Here is a 16938-nt window from a genome sequence, read left to right as displayed (position 1 = left end):
GACTCCGATTGGCTCGCAGGATCAGCGGGGGATCAGCCCCAGGGCCAGCGCGGCGGGGGAGGTGGTGCCTGCCGGTGCGGTCGACGCGGCCGGTCCGGTTCGCCACCGCCGGGCGCCGGGATGGTGACGCCGGGGGCCAACGTGAAGTTGCCGTCGTCGCCCTCACCAGGCAGCCGCGGTCCGCGGGTGCGCTTGGGCGGGGTGTACTTCGGGGGCGGCGGCGCCTCGTACGGGATGCCCGCCTGGCCGCCGACCGCCTCGGGCTCGGGGAACTTCTCGATCTCCTTGCCCTCCAGCGCGCCGTCCATGGCCGCCTTCCAGATCTGCGCGGGCAGACCGGAGCCGTACATTGGACCGCCCCACGGGGTCTTGAGCGCGGTGCCCTTGTCGGTGCCGACCCAGACCGCCGTCGACAGCTGCGGGGTGTACCCGACCATCCACGCGTCCTTGTTCTGGCCGGTGTCGCCGAGCTGGGCGGTACCGGTCTTCGCGGCCGACGGGCGGGTGCCGTACGTCGAGTCGTAGAGGCCGTTGCCGTTCGAGTAGGCGGCGATCGGCTCGAGTGCGGCGGTCACGTTGTCGGCGACCTTTGCCTCGAAGACGCGCTTGCCCTGGTCCGGCTTGCGCTGGAAGAGCACGACGCCGTCGTTGTTCTCGACCTTCGTCACGAAATGCGGCGCGCGGTAGATGCCCGACGCGGCGAGCGTCGCGTATGCCGAGGCCATGTCGATGACGCGCGACGGGTACTGGCCGAGGACGACGCCGCCCTCGGTGCCGCCGTTGCGCTCCTGCAGCGTGTGCGGGATGTCGCCGAAGCTCTCCGCGACACCCGCCTTGTGCGCGGCGTCGGCGACGGCCTGCGCCTGCCCGTTGAGGTCCATCATCAGCCGGTAGTAGACCGTGTTCAGCGACATCTTCATCGCCGTCGCCAGGTTGCACGAGCCGCACGACTCACCGTCGGAGTTGGTGACCTTCAGGCCGCCGGTGCCCTCGTAGGGGGACGAGCTGTAGATCTTCGACAGCGGGATGTCCTGCTGCAGGGCCGCGATCAGCGCGAACACCTTGAACGACGAGCCGGTCTGCAGACCGGCCGCGGCGTAGTCCCAGCCCTGTCCGTCCGGGCCGCCGTAGTAGCCGCGGACGCCGCCGGTCTTGGGATCGATCGAGACGATGCCGGTACGGGTCGACTTCGGATAGTCCGCCAGCTTCGACGTCGCGGCGTCGGTCAGCGACTTCTGGGTCTGCTTGTCGATCGTGGTGGTGATCCGGAGCCCCTCGGTGCGGACCTGGGACTCGGTGATGTTGAGTTCGCCGAGTTCGGCGACGACCTGGCGCTTGACCAGCCCCATCGGGCCGTCGTCCTTCTGGTTCCCGCCTTCGACGTACTTGGCGACCTTCGGGTACTTCATCTCGGCGCGGTCGGTGGGGCTGAGCGCCTTGATGGACACCATGCCGTCGAGCACGTAGTTCCAGCGGGCCTCGGCGGCCTCGCGGTTGGTGGCGGGGTCGTAGTTGGATGGCGACCGGATCGACGCGGCGAGAACCGCCGACTCGGCCGTCGTCAGCTTGGAGACATCCTTGTGGAAGTAGGCCTGTGCAGCAGCGGAGACGCCGTAGGCGCCGCGGCCGAAGTAGATGGTGTTCAGATAGGCGGCCATGATGTCGTCTTTGGACCACTCGTTGCTCATCTTGGTGGCGATGGCCAACTCTTTGAACTTGCGACGGTAGGAGTGCTCGTCGCCGACGAGGGCGTTCTTGACGTACTGCTGGGTGATCGTCGAGCCACCGCCGGCGTCTTCGCGGTTGACGACGCGGCCGACGACGGCACGGCCCAGGCCGCGGACGGAGAAGCCGGAGTTGCTGCGGAACTCGCGGTCCTCGGCGGCGATGACGGCATCCTGCAGCGACTTGGGGATCTCGGTGATCTTGACGTCGGTGCGGTTGCCCTCCGGCGGGATCACCTTCACCGCGACGCTGCCGTCGCTGTAGAGGATGTTGGCGACCTGGTTGTGCTTGATCTCACCCGACGCGGGGACGTGCGCGAAGATGTAGGTGAGCAGGAATGCCAGGATTCCAACCACCGCGACGACGGGGACGAAGGCGCCGATCGCTCCGACGCCCCACGCGATCCGCTTCTGCTTGGTGGCCTGCTGCTGGCGTCGGGCGGCCGCGAGCGATTTGCTCGACGCGGAGCCCGATTTACCGTTTGAGCTGGCGGAATCACCCTTGGATGAACCGTTAGCGCTGCTCATGTGTTGCCTTTCCGTGTGCCGCGCCGCGCGCTGCCAGTTGCCCGACAGTATGCGGTCGGCGCATGAATCACTTCGCCATTCTACGTTTACGCGACGGCGGAGATTTCAGACCGGAAACGTAGGAACGCACCAAATGGTTCCAGTGACAGGTGCGACACACCTCGACGACGTGGACCGAGAACTCGGCGCTGCTGCCGGCGAGCTGCTCGATCTCGGCGGCCGATCGTGCTGAGCCGGACACCTGGCCGAGTCGGTCCCCGAACACCCAGGACACCAGCGTCAGCGGCTCTTTGCGGCAGATCGGGCAGGTGGTGTCCGACGGCGTGCCGTGGAAGGCGGCGGCGGTCAGCAGATACGGATTGGCGTCGCACACCTCGCCGACGGCGACGCGACCGGAGTTGACCTCGGCCAGCCGTGCGCGGCGCTGCAGGGCGTAGTCCACCACCTGTCGGGGCGCGGACTCCTCCCACGCCTGCGGGTCCGGGTGCGGCACGGCCATGTCGAAGAGACTACTCGTGCCCGTTTCCGCGTCGGGGAGGTCAGTGACGTGGCCCACCGGATTGGCGAACGTATATATCGGTGCGATACATTAGATGACAGCATCGATCTGATGGCTAATCGTGATAGGCCAGACCACGCGGTTCCGCGTGGCCGACGAGAAGCGTGGCCGACGAGAAGGAGGGTGACGGTCTTGCTTGAACTGGCAATCCTCGGACTCCTGCTCGAAGCGCCGATGCACGGCTACGAGCTGCGCAAGCGGCTCACCGGTCTGTTGGGTGCGTTCCGCGCGTTCTCGTACGGTTCGCTTTATCCCACGCTGCGCCGGATGCAGGCCGACGGATTGATCACCGAGGACACGAGTCCCGAGGGCACCAAGGTGCGTCGCGGGCGTCGGGTCTATGTGATGACCGAGGCCGGGCGGGTCCGCTTCAGCGAACTCGTCGCCGACACCGGTCCGCAGAACTACACCGATGACGGTTTCGGTGTGCACCTCGCGTTCTTCAGCCGCACCCCGGCGATGGCGCGGATGCGCATCCTGGAAGGTCGTCGGCGTCAGGTCGAGGAGCGTCGCGAGCGGTTGCGCGAGCTGATCGGCGGGTCCTCCCGCAGCGACGACCGCTACAGCCGCCAGCTCCACGAGCTGAGCTTGGAATCAAGCGAACGCGAAGTGCGCTGGCTCAATGAACTCATCGCGGCAGAAGCCTCTGGCGCCGATGACACAACAGGTAACAAAACGACGGCGGACACTGGAGCGTCGTCGAGAAGAAAAGGAGAGCCCGACCATGGGTGAGCCCAATAAGGTGCGTGTGGCCATTGTTGGCGTGGGAAACTGCGCTTCATCCCTGGTCCAGGGAGTCGAGTACTACAAGGACGCTGACGAGAACTCGACCGTCCCCGGTCTGATGCACGTCAAGTTCGGTCCGTACCACGTCCGCGACGTCGACTTCGTCGCCGCGTTCGACGTCGACGCGAAGAAGGTCGGCTTCGACCTCTCCGAGGCGATCAACGCCAGCGAGAACAACACCATCAAGATCTGCGACGTCCCGCCGCTGAACGTGACCGTCCAGCGCGGCCACACCCTCGACGGTCTGGGCAAGTACTACAAGGAGACCATCACCGAGGCCGACGGCACCGGGGTCGACGTCGTGAAGGCGCTCAAGGACGCGCAGGTGGACGTCCTCGTCTCCTACCTGCCCGTCGGTTCGGAAGAGGCCGACAAGTTCTACGCGCAGTGCGCCATCGACGCGGGCGTCGCCTTCGTCAACGCCCTGCCGGTGTTCATCGCCTCCGACCCCGAGTGGGCCAAGAAGTTCACCGACGCGGGCGTGCCCATCGTCGGCGACGACATCAAGAGCCAGGTCGGCGCGACCATCACCCACCGCGTGATGGCCAAGCTGTTCGAGGACCGCGGCGTCGCCCTCGACCGCACCTACCAGCTCAACGTCGGCGGCAACATGGACTTCAAGAACATGCTCGAGCGCGAGCGCCTGGAGTCCAAGAAGGTGTCGAAGACGCAGGCCGTCACGTCGATCCTGGACGGCCCGCTGAGCGGCAAGGTGTACGACAAGAACGTCCACATCGGCCCGTCGGACTACGTGCAGTGGCTCGACGACCGCAAGTGGGCCTACGTCCGCCTCGAGGGCCGCGCCTTCGGTGACGTGCCGCTGAACCTGGAGTACAAGCTCGAGGTCTGGGACTCGCCCAACTCGGCCGGCATCATCATCGACGCCGTGCGCGCCGCGAAGATCGCCAAGGACCGCGGCCTCGGCGGCCCGATCCTGCCGGCCTCGGCCTACCTGATGAAGAGCCCGCCCGAGCAGATCGCCGACGACAAGGCGCGCGCTCAGCTCGAGGCGTTCATCATCGACGCCGAGTAGTCACGCCACAACGCAGCAGGGTCCCCACCTCCGGGTGGGGACCCTGCTGCGTTGTACTCAGTCGCTACGGGGAGCGAGTGTCCACCGTTTGGGTCTTCCCCCCAGGTCGACGACTGCACCCCGTGTGCCCATCGAGTGCAAGGCGTAGCGCAATTGACGTTCGGTCAAACCGGTGCGGTCGGCCAGGTCGGCGATTGTCGCCTGTCCTCCACTGGAGTCGAGAGCGTTCCTGATCAGTTCTTCGTTGGACACGCTTGGCCTCGGTACCGCCGGTTCGCTCAGGGCCGTCGAGGGCGGACGCGACTCGACGTGCAAGACGTCATCTGACGAGAGTGGGAATCGATCGGCCAAACGGTAACGAGCACCTCCCCTCGATCCGGTGACGACGGCAAGATTCCTGCTGACCAGGTCTTGGAGAAGCGAGGTCGCCTCACGTGAATCGATCTGGTCGAACTCTTTGCGCACGAGCTTGTTGGTCCAGGCTTCTCCGTGGTGCATTGAGGCCAGAATGATCCGCTGTTCCTGGCTGAGTCGGTGTCCTGCAGCTGCGGTGCTAAGCCATTCCAGATCCGCCTCCGACAGCAATCTGCGTCGGGACACGACTGCGACAAACGACACCCCTGTGTCGTAGAACTTGATCGGCTTCAGGCCGGCAGCGCGCATCCGTTCGCGAGCTTCACGGATACCTCCGCCTTCGGCTTCGATTACGCGCGAGCCGTCGGGCAGTGTCAGTTTTTCGCACAGCGAGTAGACGGTTTCGTTCACCGCATGCTTGCCACCGCGGTGCCCGAGTTGAGCGGTCGTGATACCCCGCAACCCACCAGGATTGGCAATGACGAGCCGATCGCCGCTCAACCGGATCTCTACCCGTTTGCCGTATGAGAGAGGACTTAGATCCCGGTGGACCAGCGCGTTGGCCACCAACTCCCGCACCGCCACGGCGGGCAGTTCCGCTTCGTCGAACGCGTTCCCGTCTGACCGATATCCGATTGTCGTGTGCAGGTTCCGGCTTACCCACGCATTGATCTCGGCGAGCAACTCTGGCACTGGTCCCTCGAAGTGGACGAGATCACGAGTGCGCGCGCCGACGCCGCTCTGCAGTTGTACCGCGGCCGTGGCTGACCACGAGGGAACGAACTGCTGCGGATATTCGCCGAGTACGTAGGCTCCGGCGACGGTGAGCCGACCACTCTTGGCGACGACACCGAGGTTCCGGAGCACCACCTCGTCGGTCTTGGCCCGATGGAACACTGATCTGTTCCGCGCATTGCGCAGGAGGGCCTCCACCAATGTGTCGTTGAGGTCGTCGACGCCGGAGTCGGGAACCTCGCGCATGTCGTCCCGCACCCACAACGACGAGTCATCCAGGGCAGCTTGCCGTTTCCGATCCTCGATCATTTGGATCTCGACGTCAGACATTGGATAGTCGCCATCAGCATGTCGCAGATACGGCCGTCCCTGGTACAGACACGGACGCGCGGGGAGTGGCAGACCCGAGACGTGGCAAACGAGGACGTCGTTGCCGTCGACGGCGAAGTCCTCGAAGTCCACCGACACCGGCGGTGTTACGGCGACCCTCGCCTGGTTGGCGATGCCCTGTTTGACCGCGGCCACGTCGCTGATTCCGGTTGCGGTGAATCCGCTCGCCTCATCCAGTCCGACGACGATCGTTCCGCCCTCCGGCATATTGCCGAAGGCGCTGAGCGTCTCGCCGATCTGAGGCACCCCTCCCCGTCCCCGCTTCACCTCGCACGCTGTGGTGTCGCCACCTTGGTGATGGAGATCAGCTATTAGCTCGCCCAGGTCGGACTTGGACATTGTCATGACACAAAGTTACATCAAATGACATTTTATGACACTAAATGACACAGCTGGCACCGGTCGACCCGTCGTCGCTATTCAGCCGTTGGGGCGTTGCCCTAGGTTGGTCGCATGGGATTCTTCCGGCGGTCTGAGCCGTTCAGCGCGGCCGTGGCCAAGGTCATCGAGGCCAGTCAGGTCAGCGAGATCGACCCGACACTGCCCAAGCGGGTCGTCGCTTACATCCAGAGCGGCGACGGGGAAGCCGCCGCACTCAAGGCAGTGGCCGCGGCGCAACCGAACTGGTGGGAGTCGGCGTGGTCGGGGCCCGAGCGGGAACGACGGCAAGAGCTCTACGCCTTGCTCGACGCCGCCGGCCCCGAGCGAGGTCTGCGCTGGGCGCGGGTGGTGGCCGAGTTCGACCACTACCCGTACATGCGTCTTGCCCCGATCGCCGACGGAGACGTGATCGAGTGGCTGATCGACGACATCGGCCGTAGTTTCCACCACGCGGCCATATCGAATCGAGAGGCGGTGCCGGTGCGGTTCGGCACGATCGAGGACATTGTCACCGAGGCCGGCGGCCGGCCGGGCGAACTACTTGAGGCGCTCTTCCGCTCAGGCCGTCACGACTTCACCGGCGAAGGCGGGCCGCGCGGTGTCATGCGGTCCCTGCCCGGGTATCGGGAACGGGTGATCGAGGACGGCAGCGTCCTGGCCGGGCTGGCCGTGGCCGCGCCGGGAGCGCTGCGCCCCATCATCATCGACAACCTGCGGCCCCTCGACGCCCGCGGTCTCGCCCCCTTTGGGTCGACGCTCGCGCTCTATCTTGTGGACGGTTCGGCCACGATCGCGACCGATACGGAGCGATTGGCCCGACGATGCTTGGGGACGTCTGTCGCGCTGCGCGAACTCGCGGGCAACGCGAAACGGGGACGCCAGCTGCGCGCTCTCGACGCCTTGTGGCGACTGGCGCCGACCCCCGTCGACCGTCCGTGGGCGAGAGAACGTGCCGAGGCGCTCGGCACCGCGGAGGCCGCGGATCTGATCGCCTCTTGGGATTCAGCGCCGATCGTTGAGGCGCGGGCACTCGTCAAGCCCAGGCCCGTCCGCGTTGACTGGACGTTCCCGCTCACCCCGGAGATCGACGCCGCACTCGTCAGGTTGGTGACGCGGATCGACAAGGAGTACTCGCGGTACCGCCGAGATGGGAAAGTAGGTCTAGCCGATGGGCTCCTGCGGCGGCTTCGCGCCGATGCGCGGGACCCGCAACCACCTCGGCCTGCCGACACCGATGCCGACATCCGCTTCTCGTACCACTACGAAGACGCGATCATGGCTTATGCCGCGATCCCGGGCGTCACGGCGTCGAATCTGGTCACGGTGCTCATGCGCACCGGCGATCTGTTCACCTACAGGAACGAGATGCTCCGGCCCCTCGCGGGCGAGGCGATCTCGTTGCTGCGTCAGCAGAGTGGGGAGCCGTCGCTGACCCTGCTCGCCGCGCTGCTCGACGGTCTGGATACCAACGGGTCGGCGATGGTGGCCGGTGGGCTGCTGAACTCGGTTGGGTTTATAGAGTCGGCGTCGGACGACGAGATCGGACCCTACGTCCTGGAGTGGGTCGACAGATTCGTCAGCATTGCCGAGGAGGGCAACCGGGGATTTGACGACAGAATGGGAGCGTTCGAAGTCCTCAAACGACTGCGACCACTGCCCGACCGGGCCGCCGACGCGATGTACCGGATGGCGCTGGGGCCTCGCGGACATCGGCGTCGGGCGGCGCAGGAAGTCGTACGCGACGACCCGCGTCGGAGTTCTCGCATCGTCGCCGCGCTGCGCGATTCCTCCGCGGACACCCGGATGATTGCGGCGCGGTGGCTTGCCGAAATCGGAACGGAAGCCGAAATCGACCTCCTCGACGAGCGATACCGTGCCGAGAAGACCGAGCGTGTGCGCGACGCGCTGCTCACCGCCCTGGCCGCGCTTGGCCGTTCACCTGACCACTACTTGAACCGAGAGGCGTTGGAGAAGCTCGTCGCGAAAGGGAAAGCCGCGCCGCCGGCGTGGCTCGACTGGGATCAGGCACCGCCGGTGCGCTGGGTCGAGTCCGGTGACAGCGTCGATCTGGATGTCCTGCGCTGGCTCGTCGCGACAGCGGTGAAGGCGAAGTCGCCGGAACCGTCGGTCTCGTTGCGGTACTACGTCGGACTCTTCGACCCACACGACGCGGAGCGTTTCGGCGATTGGCTCCTAAACGCGTGGTGTGCCGAGGAGAACGGCATCGCTGCCAAGGGCCTGTTGGCGATCTGCGCCGTCGCTTGCAAGGGCAACGCCGCGCCGGTCGCCGAGCACTACATTCGCACCTACTACGGCTGGCGCGCGGCGCAGTGCAAGGCTCTGGTGGCGATGCTGGGTTGGGTCGACGATGCGCCCGCCGTTCAACTACTCCTGGCCATCAGCACCCGCTTCCGCACCCCGGGAATCAAGAAGGAAGCGGGTGAGCGGGTCGCCGAACTGGCCGAGCGCAAAGGTTGGTCGCCGGCTGAACTGGCCGACCGAACCGTGCCTGACGCTGGATTCGTCGACGGTGAGCTGACCCTCGACTTCGGGCCGCGGCAGTTCCACGCGCACCTCACACCGTCGGGGACGATCGCCCTTTTCGACGGCGATCGCAAGGCGCTCAAGTCGCTGCCCGCTCCGCGCGTCTCCGACGACGAGGAACTGGCTGCCGCCGCCAAGAAGGAGTTGTCGGCGGCGCGCAAGACGGTCAAGACCGTCGTCAAACAGGCCACGGACCGGCTCTACGAGGCGTGGTGCGCGGAACGCGAATGGTCGCCCGACGATTGGGAGCGCTACCTGCGCAGCCACCCGATTGTCGGGATCCTCGCACAGCGACTCATCTGGCAGAGCGACGACGGGAGGGTGTTCCGCCCACTGGGAGACGGGACGCTGACCGATGCTTTCGACGAGGAGGTATCCCTCCCGTCGGGAATGATCAGCTTGGCCGGAACCGGACTCGTCGACGACGAGGAGGTCGGTCGGTGGCGCGCCCACTTCGACGACTACCGCGTCGACCCGCTGTTCGAGCAGTTCCCGCACGCGTACGTGCCGGGCGATCCGCAAGCCAAGTCGGTCGATGATTTCGTCGGGTATCTGCTCGGCATGTTCTCGTTGCGCTCGGCGGCGACCAAGCGCGGCTACGAGAAGGGCGAGACCGGCGACGGCGGCTTCTTCTTCGACTACGAACGCCGGTACCCGACGCTCGGTGTCACCGCGAGCCTGCACTTCTCCGGCGTCGCGCAACCCGTGGAGGACGTCACCGTCGCGCTCGGGAAGATCACGTTCAGTGGTCCGCGCGGTGCGCTGCCGCTGGCGCAGGTGCCGGCAGGGCTGGTCTTCGCGACGGTCGCCGACATGCGCGCCCTGGCTGCGCTCGGCGAGTATGCCCAGGACTGGGAGAGCCAGGTGACCTACTGATGTCGGTGTTCTGGCCTACGTTGATCTCATGACCGGAGTGCATCCGTGACCGCAGCCCCCGTCTTGCGCGCGCCCGCCGAGGAGGCTTATGCCGACGAACTCGTGCGGCTCGTCACCGCAGATGCGGGCGAGCGGAAGCCGCCGGGTTGGAAGCTGAGCCCGCGTGCGGTGCGCAGCTTCGTCGTCGGCGACAAATCTGCCGGGGTCACGCGCAAGTTCTACGGTGACGACGCTCTGGTCGAGCGGAGCATCGTGACGCTGATGAGCCAGCGCGGACTACTGCTCGTCGGAGAGCCGGGCACCGCGAAATCGATGCTGTCCGAACTGCTTTCAGCGGCGATCAGCGGATCGTCGCAACGGGTCGTGCAGGGGAGCGTCGGCACGACCGACGACAAGATCGCCTACACCTGGAACTATGCGCTGCTCATCGCCGAGGGTCCGAGTGAGCGAGCGCTGGTCCGGGCGCCGCTGTTCCAGGCGATGGAGGCGGGCGGGATCTGCCGCATCGAGGAGATCACGCGTATTCAGCCGGAGATCTCCGACTCGTTGATTGGCGTGTTGTCCGACAAGGCATTGCACATCCCGGAACTCGGCGCCACGTCCGACGCGGTGCTCGCCGCTCGGCCCGGGTTCAACGTCATCGCGACCGCCAACCTGCGCGACCGCGGCGTCAACGAGCTGTCCAGCGCACTGAAACGACGTTTCAACTTCGAGACGGTGCAGCCGCTCACCGACCGCAAGATGCAGGCCGTCCTCATAGCCGAGCAAACCGCCGACCTGCTCGACGAGGCCGGGGTCGACGATCGGCTTGCGCCCGATGTCGTCGAACTCCTCGTCGACGTCTTCGCGGACTTGCGCACCGGGCGGACCTCCGATGGCACAGCGGTGGCCGCGCCGACTGCGGTCATGTCGGCCGCCGAGGCCGTCGCAGTCGGATACTCGGCCGCGCTCGACGCCCACTATTTCGACGGCGGCACCGCGACCGGTGCGCACATCGCCCGCCAGCTCATCGGCACCGTGTGCAAAGACAATGCCGACGACGGGCCGAAACTCGACCAGTACTTCGACGTGGTGGTCCGCGGCCGGGCGAAACGGGGGTCGCAGTGGGCGGCGGCGCTCGACGCGCACCGTGCCACGCGGGGGTGAGCGCGTCGCCGTCCGCCGCCATGGTCCCAAATGCCGCCCCGACGGCGGAACAGATCCGTGCCCTGGCCAGGCGACTGGTAACTCCCGAGCGCGTCATCATCGGGGTGCGCCATCACTCGCCGTCCAGTGCCAGGGCGGTCCGCCAGGCCATCGAGAAGTACCGTCCGGCAAGGGTCCTCGTCGAAGGACCGCGGTCGTTCACGCCGCTGGTCGAGTCGCTCGCCGATGAGCGCGCCCGCACGCCGCTCGCCATCTACGCTTACACCGAGGCCAAACGCGGGGCGAAGGGGGCGCCCGGGTTGGGCGCCTACTACCCGTTCTGTGACTTCTCTCCCGAACTCGTCGCAGTGCGCGACGCGGCGGCCGCGGGCATCCCGTCGTCGTTCATCGACCTCGACATCGCCGAGCAGCACGCCACCTCGAAGGCCGACGACGCGTCGTCGCTGCAATGGGACGAGCGGCGGCTGGTGTTCAGTGAAACGCTGCGGGCCGTCGCCGAACAACTCGGGTGCCGTGACGCCGACGAGCTGTGGGAGCAGTACTTCGAGTCGGCCGCCTTGACGGAGGACCCGGCCGAACACGCTGCGCGGCTCGTCGCCTACTGCGCACTGGCCCGCGCCGATACGTCACCGCGCGAACACGACCGCGATGGGACGACGGCCCGGGAAGCTGAGATGACTTGGCACGTCACCGAGGCGATGGCCGCCGCGGACGGCCCGGTGCTGGTAGTCGTCGGCGGGTACCACGCCGTCGTGCTTCCGGACCTCCTCGACGACCCGCCGCCGCGACCGCTGATCAAGGCGCCGGCGAGTAGGGCTGCGCTGATCCGATTCAGCGAGCCGCGGGTCGACTCGGTCAACGGTTACGCCGCGGGCATCCGTTCGCCAGGGTGGCATCGGCGGTCGTGGGAGCACATGACGGCAGGCCGGGGCGATTACCGGACGCGGGCGGCGACGGAATCCCTGTTGGCGATCGCCGGTCGGCTGCGCGAACTGGGGTACCCCGTCGCACTGCCGACCGTCACCGATGCCGACGCCCACGTCCGACGACTGGCGCGACTTCGGGGGCGGAGCGCGCCGACCACCAGGGACCTGCGCGACGCGGTGGCGGCGACCTTCGTCAAAGGCGACGTCGCCGTGGAAGGCCAGGTGCCGCTGGAGGTCACCGAGGAGATCCTCACCGGTGACCTCATCGGCCAGGTGCCGCCCGGGACGGCGACCCCGCCGCTAGTCGCGGATGCGCTGGCCCGCGTGGAGGCGGCACGGCTCACCGTCGACGATCCGGTGTCGCGGGAGACCACGCTGCAGATCTATCGACGGCCCGCGGCCCGACAGACCAGCCGCATCCTGCACGGGTTGGTGCTGCTCGACGTGCCGTTTGGCGAACTCGTCCGCGGTCCCGACTTCACCGGCGGCACCGACCTCCACCTGATCACCGAACGGTGGCGCTACCGGTGGTCGCCGGCCACCGAGGCCGGGCTGGTCGAAGCGTCCCGATACGGCAGCACGTTGCCCGCGGCCGTCGCCACGCGGTTCGCCGAAGTCGTCGACGACTTCCTGGGCGGTGCGGACCGGTCGTCCGCAGAAGCGGCCGCGGCGTTGATCGCGCGCAGTTGTGTCGTCGGTAGCCGTGAACGCGACGACGCGTTGGCCGCAGCCGCGGCGGAAGCCGTCGCCGACGAGCCGTCGTTCTGCGGTGCGGCGACGGCGTGCAACTTGTTGACCATGTTGTTCCGAGCGCGGGAACCGCTCGCCGCCGCCGATTTCCCGGCGTTGCCCGATCTGGCTCGCTCCGCGTTGCGACGCGCGGACTATCTGGCCCGGCTCCTGCCCGCCGAAGACCCGGACCAGATGATCACCGCCGTCCTCGCACTACGCGAGGCCGTGGGGGAGACGGCGCTGCTCGATGCCGACGAGGATCGCGCGGCGTTGGCCGGAATAGTGCGCAGACTCGCCGACGACCATGGCGCGCCTGCCGTCCGCGGCGCCGCGGTCGGGCTGCGGTATTCCGACGGCGAGTTGAGCGCGGCGGAGACCGCGGGACGGTTGCGGGGTGCGCTATCCGGGACGCTCGGACCAGCAGATGCCCTGCCGTTCCTCACCGGGTTGATGCGCACGGCACGTGAATTCGCTTGGCAGGAAACCGATCTCGTCGATGTGCTGGGTGATCTCCTGGGCTCGTGGACCGATGATCAGTTCGGCGAGGCGCTGCCACTGCTCCGATTGGCGCTCTCCGAGCTCACCCCTGGCGAAACGGATCTGGTGGCCGCCGTGGTGGGCCGGAGGTTGGGGATCGATCGCGCCTCGTCGGAACTCGACCAGTGTGGTGACCCTCGGTGGTCGAGTGGATCCGAGCCGATAGGCGAGGAACCGTATCGAGACCCCGACCACCAGCAGCTGAACGCACAGGCCTCGGAACTTCTTGTCGCCCAAGGACTTTCCGAATGGTTGGGGGAGCCATGAGCGAGCTGGACCGCTGGCGCCTGGTGCTGGGTTCGTTCTCCCGAGACGAGTTGGGGGAGGCCGACGAGGGTTCCGAGGAGGCACGTCGGGCCGAAGCCTTGGACTACCTGTACCGGCGCGCATACGTGGGGCGCGACGTCGCGCCCGGCGATTCCAACGGCGATGACGGCGGCGATGACGAGGATGGGACGGAGATCGGCCCCGGATCGCTGGAGAGGTCCGCGCCGCATGCCGTCGTTTGGCTGGGCGAGGTCCGCGAACTGTTCCCGGAGTCGGTCACCGAGGTCGTGACCGCGCATGCGTTGGAGAAGTTCGGGCTGACCGACCTCATGACCGACCCGGATGTCCTCGACTCGCTCTCACCGAGCACGGAACTCCTGGCCACCGTTCTCGGGTTGCGCCGTGCGATGCCGGTCGGCCTCGAGGGGAGTCTGCGTCGGCTCATCAGGGCTGTCGTCGACGATCTCCGCAAGCGCCTAGAGGCCGACGTGCGCCGTGTCCTGGGAGGTACCCGACGGCGTTTCGCGCATTCGCCGATCCCGATCGCCGCCAACTTCGACGTTGCCGGGACCATCGCGGCGAATCTGAAGAACTATGACCCGACCCGCCGCCAACTCATCGTCGACCAGCTGAAGTTCTTCGACCGCAACACCCGACACATCGAGTGGGACGTCATCCTCTGCGTCGACCAGAGCGGGAGCATGGCCGACTCGGTCATCCACAGCGCGGTGATGGCGGGCATCTTCGCCGGCCTGGGCACCGTGAGATGCAAACTAGTCGTCTTCGACACTGCCGTTGTCGACCTCACGCCGATCGCCGACGACCCCGTCGAAGTCCTCATGACCACGCAGCTGGGCGGGGGCACCGACATCGGCGGCGCGCTGGCGTACTGCTCGACGATCATCGCCAACCCCGCCAACACCGTCCTCGTGTTGCTCACCGACTTCTGCGAGGGAGGCTCGCCGCGACAGTTGGTCCGCGAGACCCGGGAACTCGCCGAGGCCGGTGTGCAGCTCCTGGGACTTGCGTCGTTGACTCTGAAATCCGGTGCGACACAACCCTTTTACAACCGGGCGATGGCCGAGCAAATGGCCGACGCGGGGATGCAGATCGCGGCACTCGACCCCAAGGGCTTGGCCGATTGGCTCGTCGGGGTGATGTCGTGAGCACTCGGGCGACGGTCGCCTCACGGTGCGCCCGGCTGGACGACGAGGCGTGGGCGGCCAGGCCAGCATCGGACTCGTGCGCCGGGCCGACAAGGACCTGGCCGTGGCCGAACCGAGGATCGTCGACGAGTCCGACGTGGAACTGACCGTCGAAGCAGATGGCGAGACGGTCCGCCTCGACGGCCCGGATTCCGCGCGCTGTGGGTGTGCGGCGTTCGGCATCTGCCGTCACGTCATCATGGTCTGTTTATGGCTCGGGCGGCAGGCAGAGGCGACCGCGGACGAGGTCGTTGGGCCCGCGGTGCCGCCGGTCGGGGAGCCGGCCGCACCGTCGAAAGCGGTTCTCAAGCGGTCTGCGGATCAGGCGGCGATGCGTGCTGACGCAGCAGGTTTGCTGGCCGACATCGTGCGGACGGGGACGGCACACGCCTCACCGTCGATGGTGGAACGATGCAGGGCCGCGGCGATCTCCGCGCAGGTCGCCGACCACTACCGGCTCGCATCGCAACTGCGCCGGATCGGCGATCACCTCCGGCGGATCGTCGAACGAACCGCCGGCGCAGGCGAATCGCACGTGGTGGCCGATCTCGCGTCGACGCTGGCCCTCATCTGCTCGCTAGACGCCACACCTGCCGGGGAAGAGCTGCCGGAGCGTCTGCTGGGCAGCGCGCGCACCGCCTATGCGAAGGTGCCGATGCTGCACCTTGTCGGGCTGGGGAGTTATCCGTGGGAGACGTCCTCGGGGTATCGCGGGCTGACGACGATGTTCCTCGACCGTGACATGCAGCGGTTCTATTCGTCGACGACGGCACGACCGGTGGCCTCGTCACGCGGATTCGACCCGGTGGCGGCGTATCCCCGCGGCGTCGTGTGGCCCGGGTTGGCCGCGCCTGAGCGGGCGACCGGTGCCGCGATCGACGTGGCACGTGTCCGTCGCAACGTGGCCGGGCGGCTGTCCGGTGGTGACGACACGCTGGCGCAACACGAGCCGCTGAGTTCGGCGGAGTTGAACGCGGTCTTGCGACCGATTCGACGATGGGCCGACTTCGGCCATGTCGGCGAACCCTACGAATTGTTGGAGCCGCGCGACGAGAACGCTGACTGGGTGGTCCTCGCGCCGGTCGATGCCGGGGAGAGCCGCTTCGACGAAGTGGAGCAGCGCGTCGAGTGGCCCATAGTCGACGAGGATGGCGCGGTTCTGCGTGTGCGCCTGCGATTCTCGGAGATCAGCGCGCATGCCGTCGCGCGGTTGCGCGGCGCTGTTTGGGAGCCCGAGTCGCTCGTCGTCGGACGACTCGACCGTGACGTGGACGGTGTATCCCTCATGCCGATCAGTGTCATCCGACCCCACCTCTCGTGTGCCGATCACCCCGTCGACGTGCTGTTTTTCGACGAGGCACCGCACGAGGCGCGGGGCCTACGTGTGCCGCGGCGGAGACGCGGCGAACCTCCGGTTCGGACCCGGGAGCGGGCAGCCACGCCCGTCGACGATCTGCTGGCGTGGTGCGAGCGTGTGATCGAGCGCGGCGTCGGTCCCGCGCGTACTGGGCCGACTCGGAGCGAGTTGGAGTCCCGTCATCAGGTATTGCGAGACGCCGGATTCACCGTGTTCCCTGAACGGCTCGCCGACGAAACCGCCGTACAGGTGCTGCGGACCTATGCGATTGCCGAGCAGGTGCGACGCTGTGCGCGAGCAGTCGCGGTACGCGGCTGACCCGAGGAGGAGTCGCAGAGGGGAGGGTGATGCCCGCGGAGCAGGTGGTACCCGGAGAAGCTCGGATTGGCCCGAACGCCGGTCAGGACATCGAGTAGCAGAACGGGCCGGCGACGATTCCGTTGCCGACGTTCACGGTGATCGGGCGACTGTAGACCCGTTTGCCGTTCGTCGCCTGGACCGCGCGCAGCGTGCGACGGCCGGGACGGGTGGGCACCCAGACGAATATCGCGGTCGCGGCCGCGGGAATGGTCTTGGCGACGGTCGTGGTGACGTTCGAGCCGGCGGCGTTCTCGACGAGGGCGACCATCGTCGCGGCGTCGTCGACCTTGACCCGCGCCTCGTAGCGACAGCCCACGGTGTAGCTGGCCAACGATCCGGGCGAAACCAGCGACACCGACGAGCGGACCGTCGCCGAAGCGGTCGGGACGACCGTCGAAGTCAGGGCAAGTCCCGTCGTTGCCGCCGCGATTGCCGCGACAGTAATCCTTCTCACGACCGATCTCCTCCGGTTCGCCGGTTACATGGACTCCTACCAGG

Annotated in this window: 11 protein-coding genes; 7 read left to right on the top strand and 4 right to left on the bottom strand. The window is 67.2% G+C overall.

All coding sequences use genetic code 11. The annotated features are described in order from the left end of the window. Positions 1–32: 32 nt before the first annotated feature. Together HUN08_RS16910 and HUN08_RS16905 are read right to left on the bottom strand one after the other, a co-directional pair. Positions 33–2252, bottom strand: coding sequence for a transglycosylase domain-containing protein (locus HUN08_RS16910; protein ID WP_124248842.1), 2220 nt, complete (start codon positions 2250–2252; stop codon positions 33–35). A gap of 67 nt (positions 2253–2319) precedes the next feature. Beyond that, positions 2320–2751 (bottom strand): DUF5318 family protein, encoded by a 432-nt coding sequence (locus tag HUN08_RS16905; protein WP_124248843.1) that lies wholly within the window; start codon positions 2749–2751, stop codon positions 2320–2322. 192 nt (positions 2752–2943) lie between these two features. On the opposite strand from HUN08_RS16905, the gene HUN08_RS16900 reads away from it, so the two are divergent. After that, complete coding sequence (locus tag HUN08_RS16900) at positions 2944–3543, top strand: PadR family transcriptional regulator (RefSeq protein ID WP_124248861.1); 600 nt, start codon at positions 2944–2946, stop codon at positions 3541–3543. Continuing rightward, positions 3536–4630 (top strand): inositol-3-phosphate synthase, encoded by a 1095-nt coding sequence (locus HUN08_RS16895; RefSeq protein ID WP_124248844.1) that lies wholly within the window; start codon positions 3536–3538, stop codon positions 4628–4630. Before HUN08_RS16900 ends, HUN08_RS16895 begins: the two co-directional genes overlap by 8 nt. Before the next feature lie 57 nt (positions 4631–4687). Here the strand turns inward: HUN08_RS16895 and HUN08_RS16890 are convergent, their stop codons facing one another. Next, positions 4688–6454, bottom strand: coding sequence for a crosslink repair DNA glycosylase YcaQ family protein (locus tag HUN08_RS16890; protein ID WP_124248845.1), 1767 nt, complete (start codon positions 6452–6454; stop codon positions 4688–4690). Between the two features lie 108 nt (positions 6455–6562). Between HUN08_RS16890 and HUN08_RS16885 the strand changes: the two genes are divergently transcribed. Genes HUN08_RS16885 through HUN08_RS16865 form a run of 5 tightly spaced genes read left to right on the top strand, consistent with a single transcriptional unit; the run spans position 6563 to position 16398 of the window. Further along, positions 6563–9910 (top strand): DUF4132 domain-containing protein, encoded by a 3348-nt coding sequence (locus HUN08_RS16885; RefSeq protein ID WP_124248846.1) that lies wholly within the window; start codon positions 6563–6565, stop codon positions 9908–9910. A gap of 45 nt (positions 9911–9955) precedes the next feature. Beyond that, positions 9956–11056, top strand: a complete 1101-nt coding sequence (locus HUN08_RS16880) for an AAA family ATPase (RefSeq protein ID WP_124248847.1) — start codon at positions 9956–9958, stop codon at positions 11054–11056. After that, a complete protein-coding gene (locus HUN08_RS16875; RefSeq protein WP_129624359.1) occupies positions 11053–13518 on the top strand; it encodes a DUF5682 family protein in 2466 nt (821 codons plus the stop codon). Before HUN08_RS16880 ends, HUN08_RS16875 begins: the two co-directional genes overlap by 4 nt. After that, positions 13515–14684 (top strand): VWA domain-containing protein, encoded by a 1170-nt coding sequence (locus HUN08_RS16870; protein ID WP_124248849.1) that lies wholly within the window; start codon positions 13515–13517, stop codon positions 14682–14684. Before HUN08_RS16875 ends, HUN08_RS16870 begins: the two co-directional genes overlap by 4 nt. A 49-nt stretch (positions 14685–14733) precedes the next feature. Further along, positions 14734–16398 carry a hypothetical protein gene (locus HUN08_RS16865; protein ID WP_124248850.1) on the top strand — a complete coding sequence of 555 codons (1665 nt, stop codon included), beginning with the start codon at positions 14734–14736 and terminating at the stop codon, positions 16396–16398. Positions 16399–16480: 82 nt separating this feature from the next. Here HUN08_RS16865 and HUN08_RS16860 read toward each other — a convergent pair whose 3' ends face one another. Next, positions 16481–16894 carry a hypothetical protein gene (locus tag HUN08_RS16860; protein ID WP_124248851.1) on the bottom strand — a complete coding sequence of 138 codons (414 nt, stop codon included), beginning with the start codon at positions 16892–16894 and terminating at the stop codon, positions 16481–16483. Positions 16895–16938 lie beyond the last annotated feature (44 nt).

It is taken from the genome of Gordonia sp. X0973, from assembly GCF_013348785.1.
Lineage (GTDB): Bacteria > Actinomycetota > Actinomycetes > Mycobacteriales > Mycobacteriaceae > Gordonia.
This window is presented reverse-complemented; position numbering and strand designations above follow the sequence as displayed.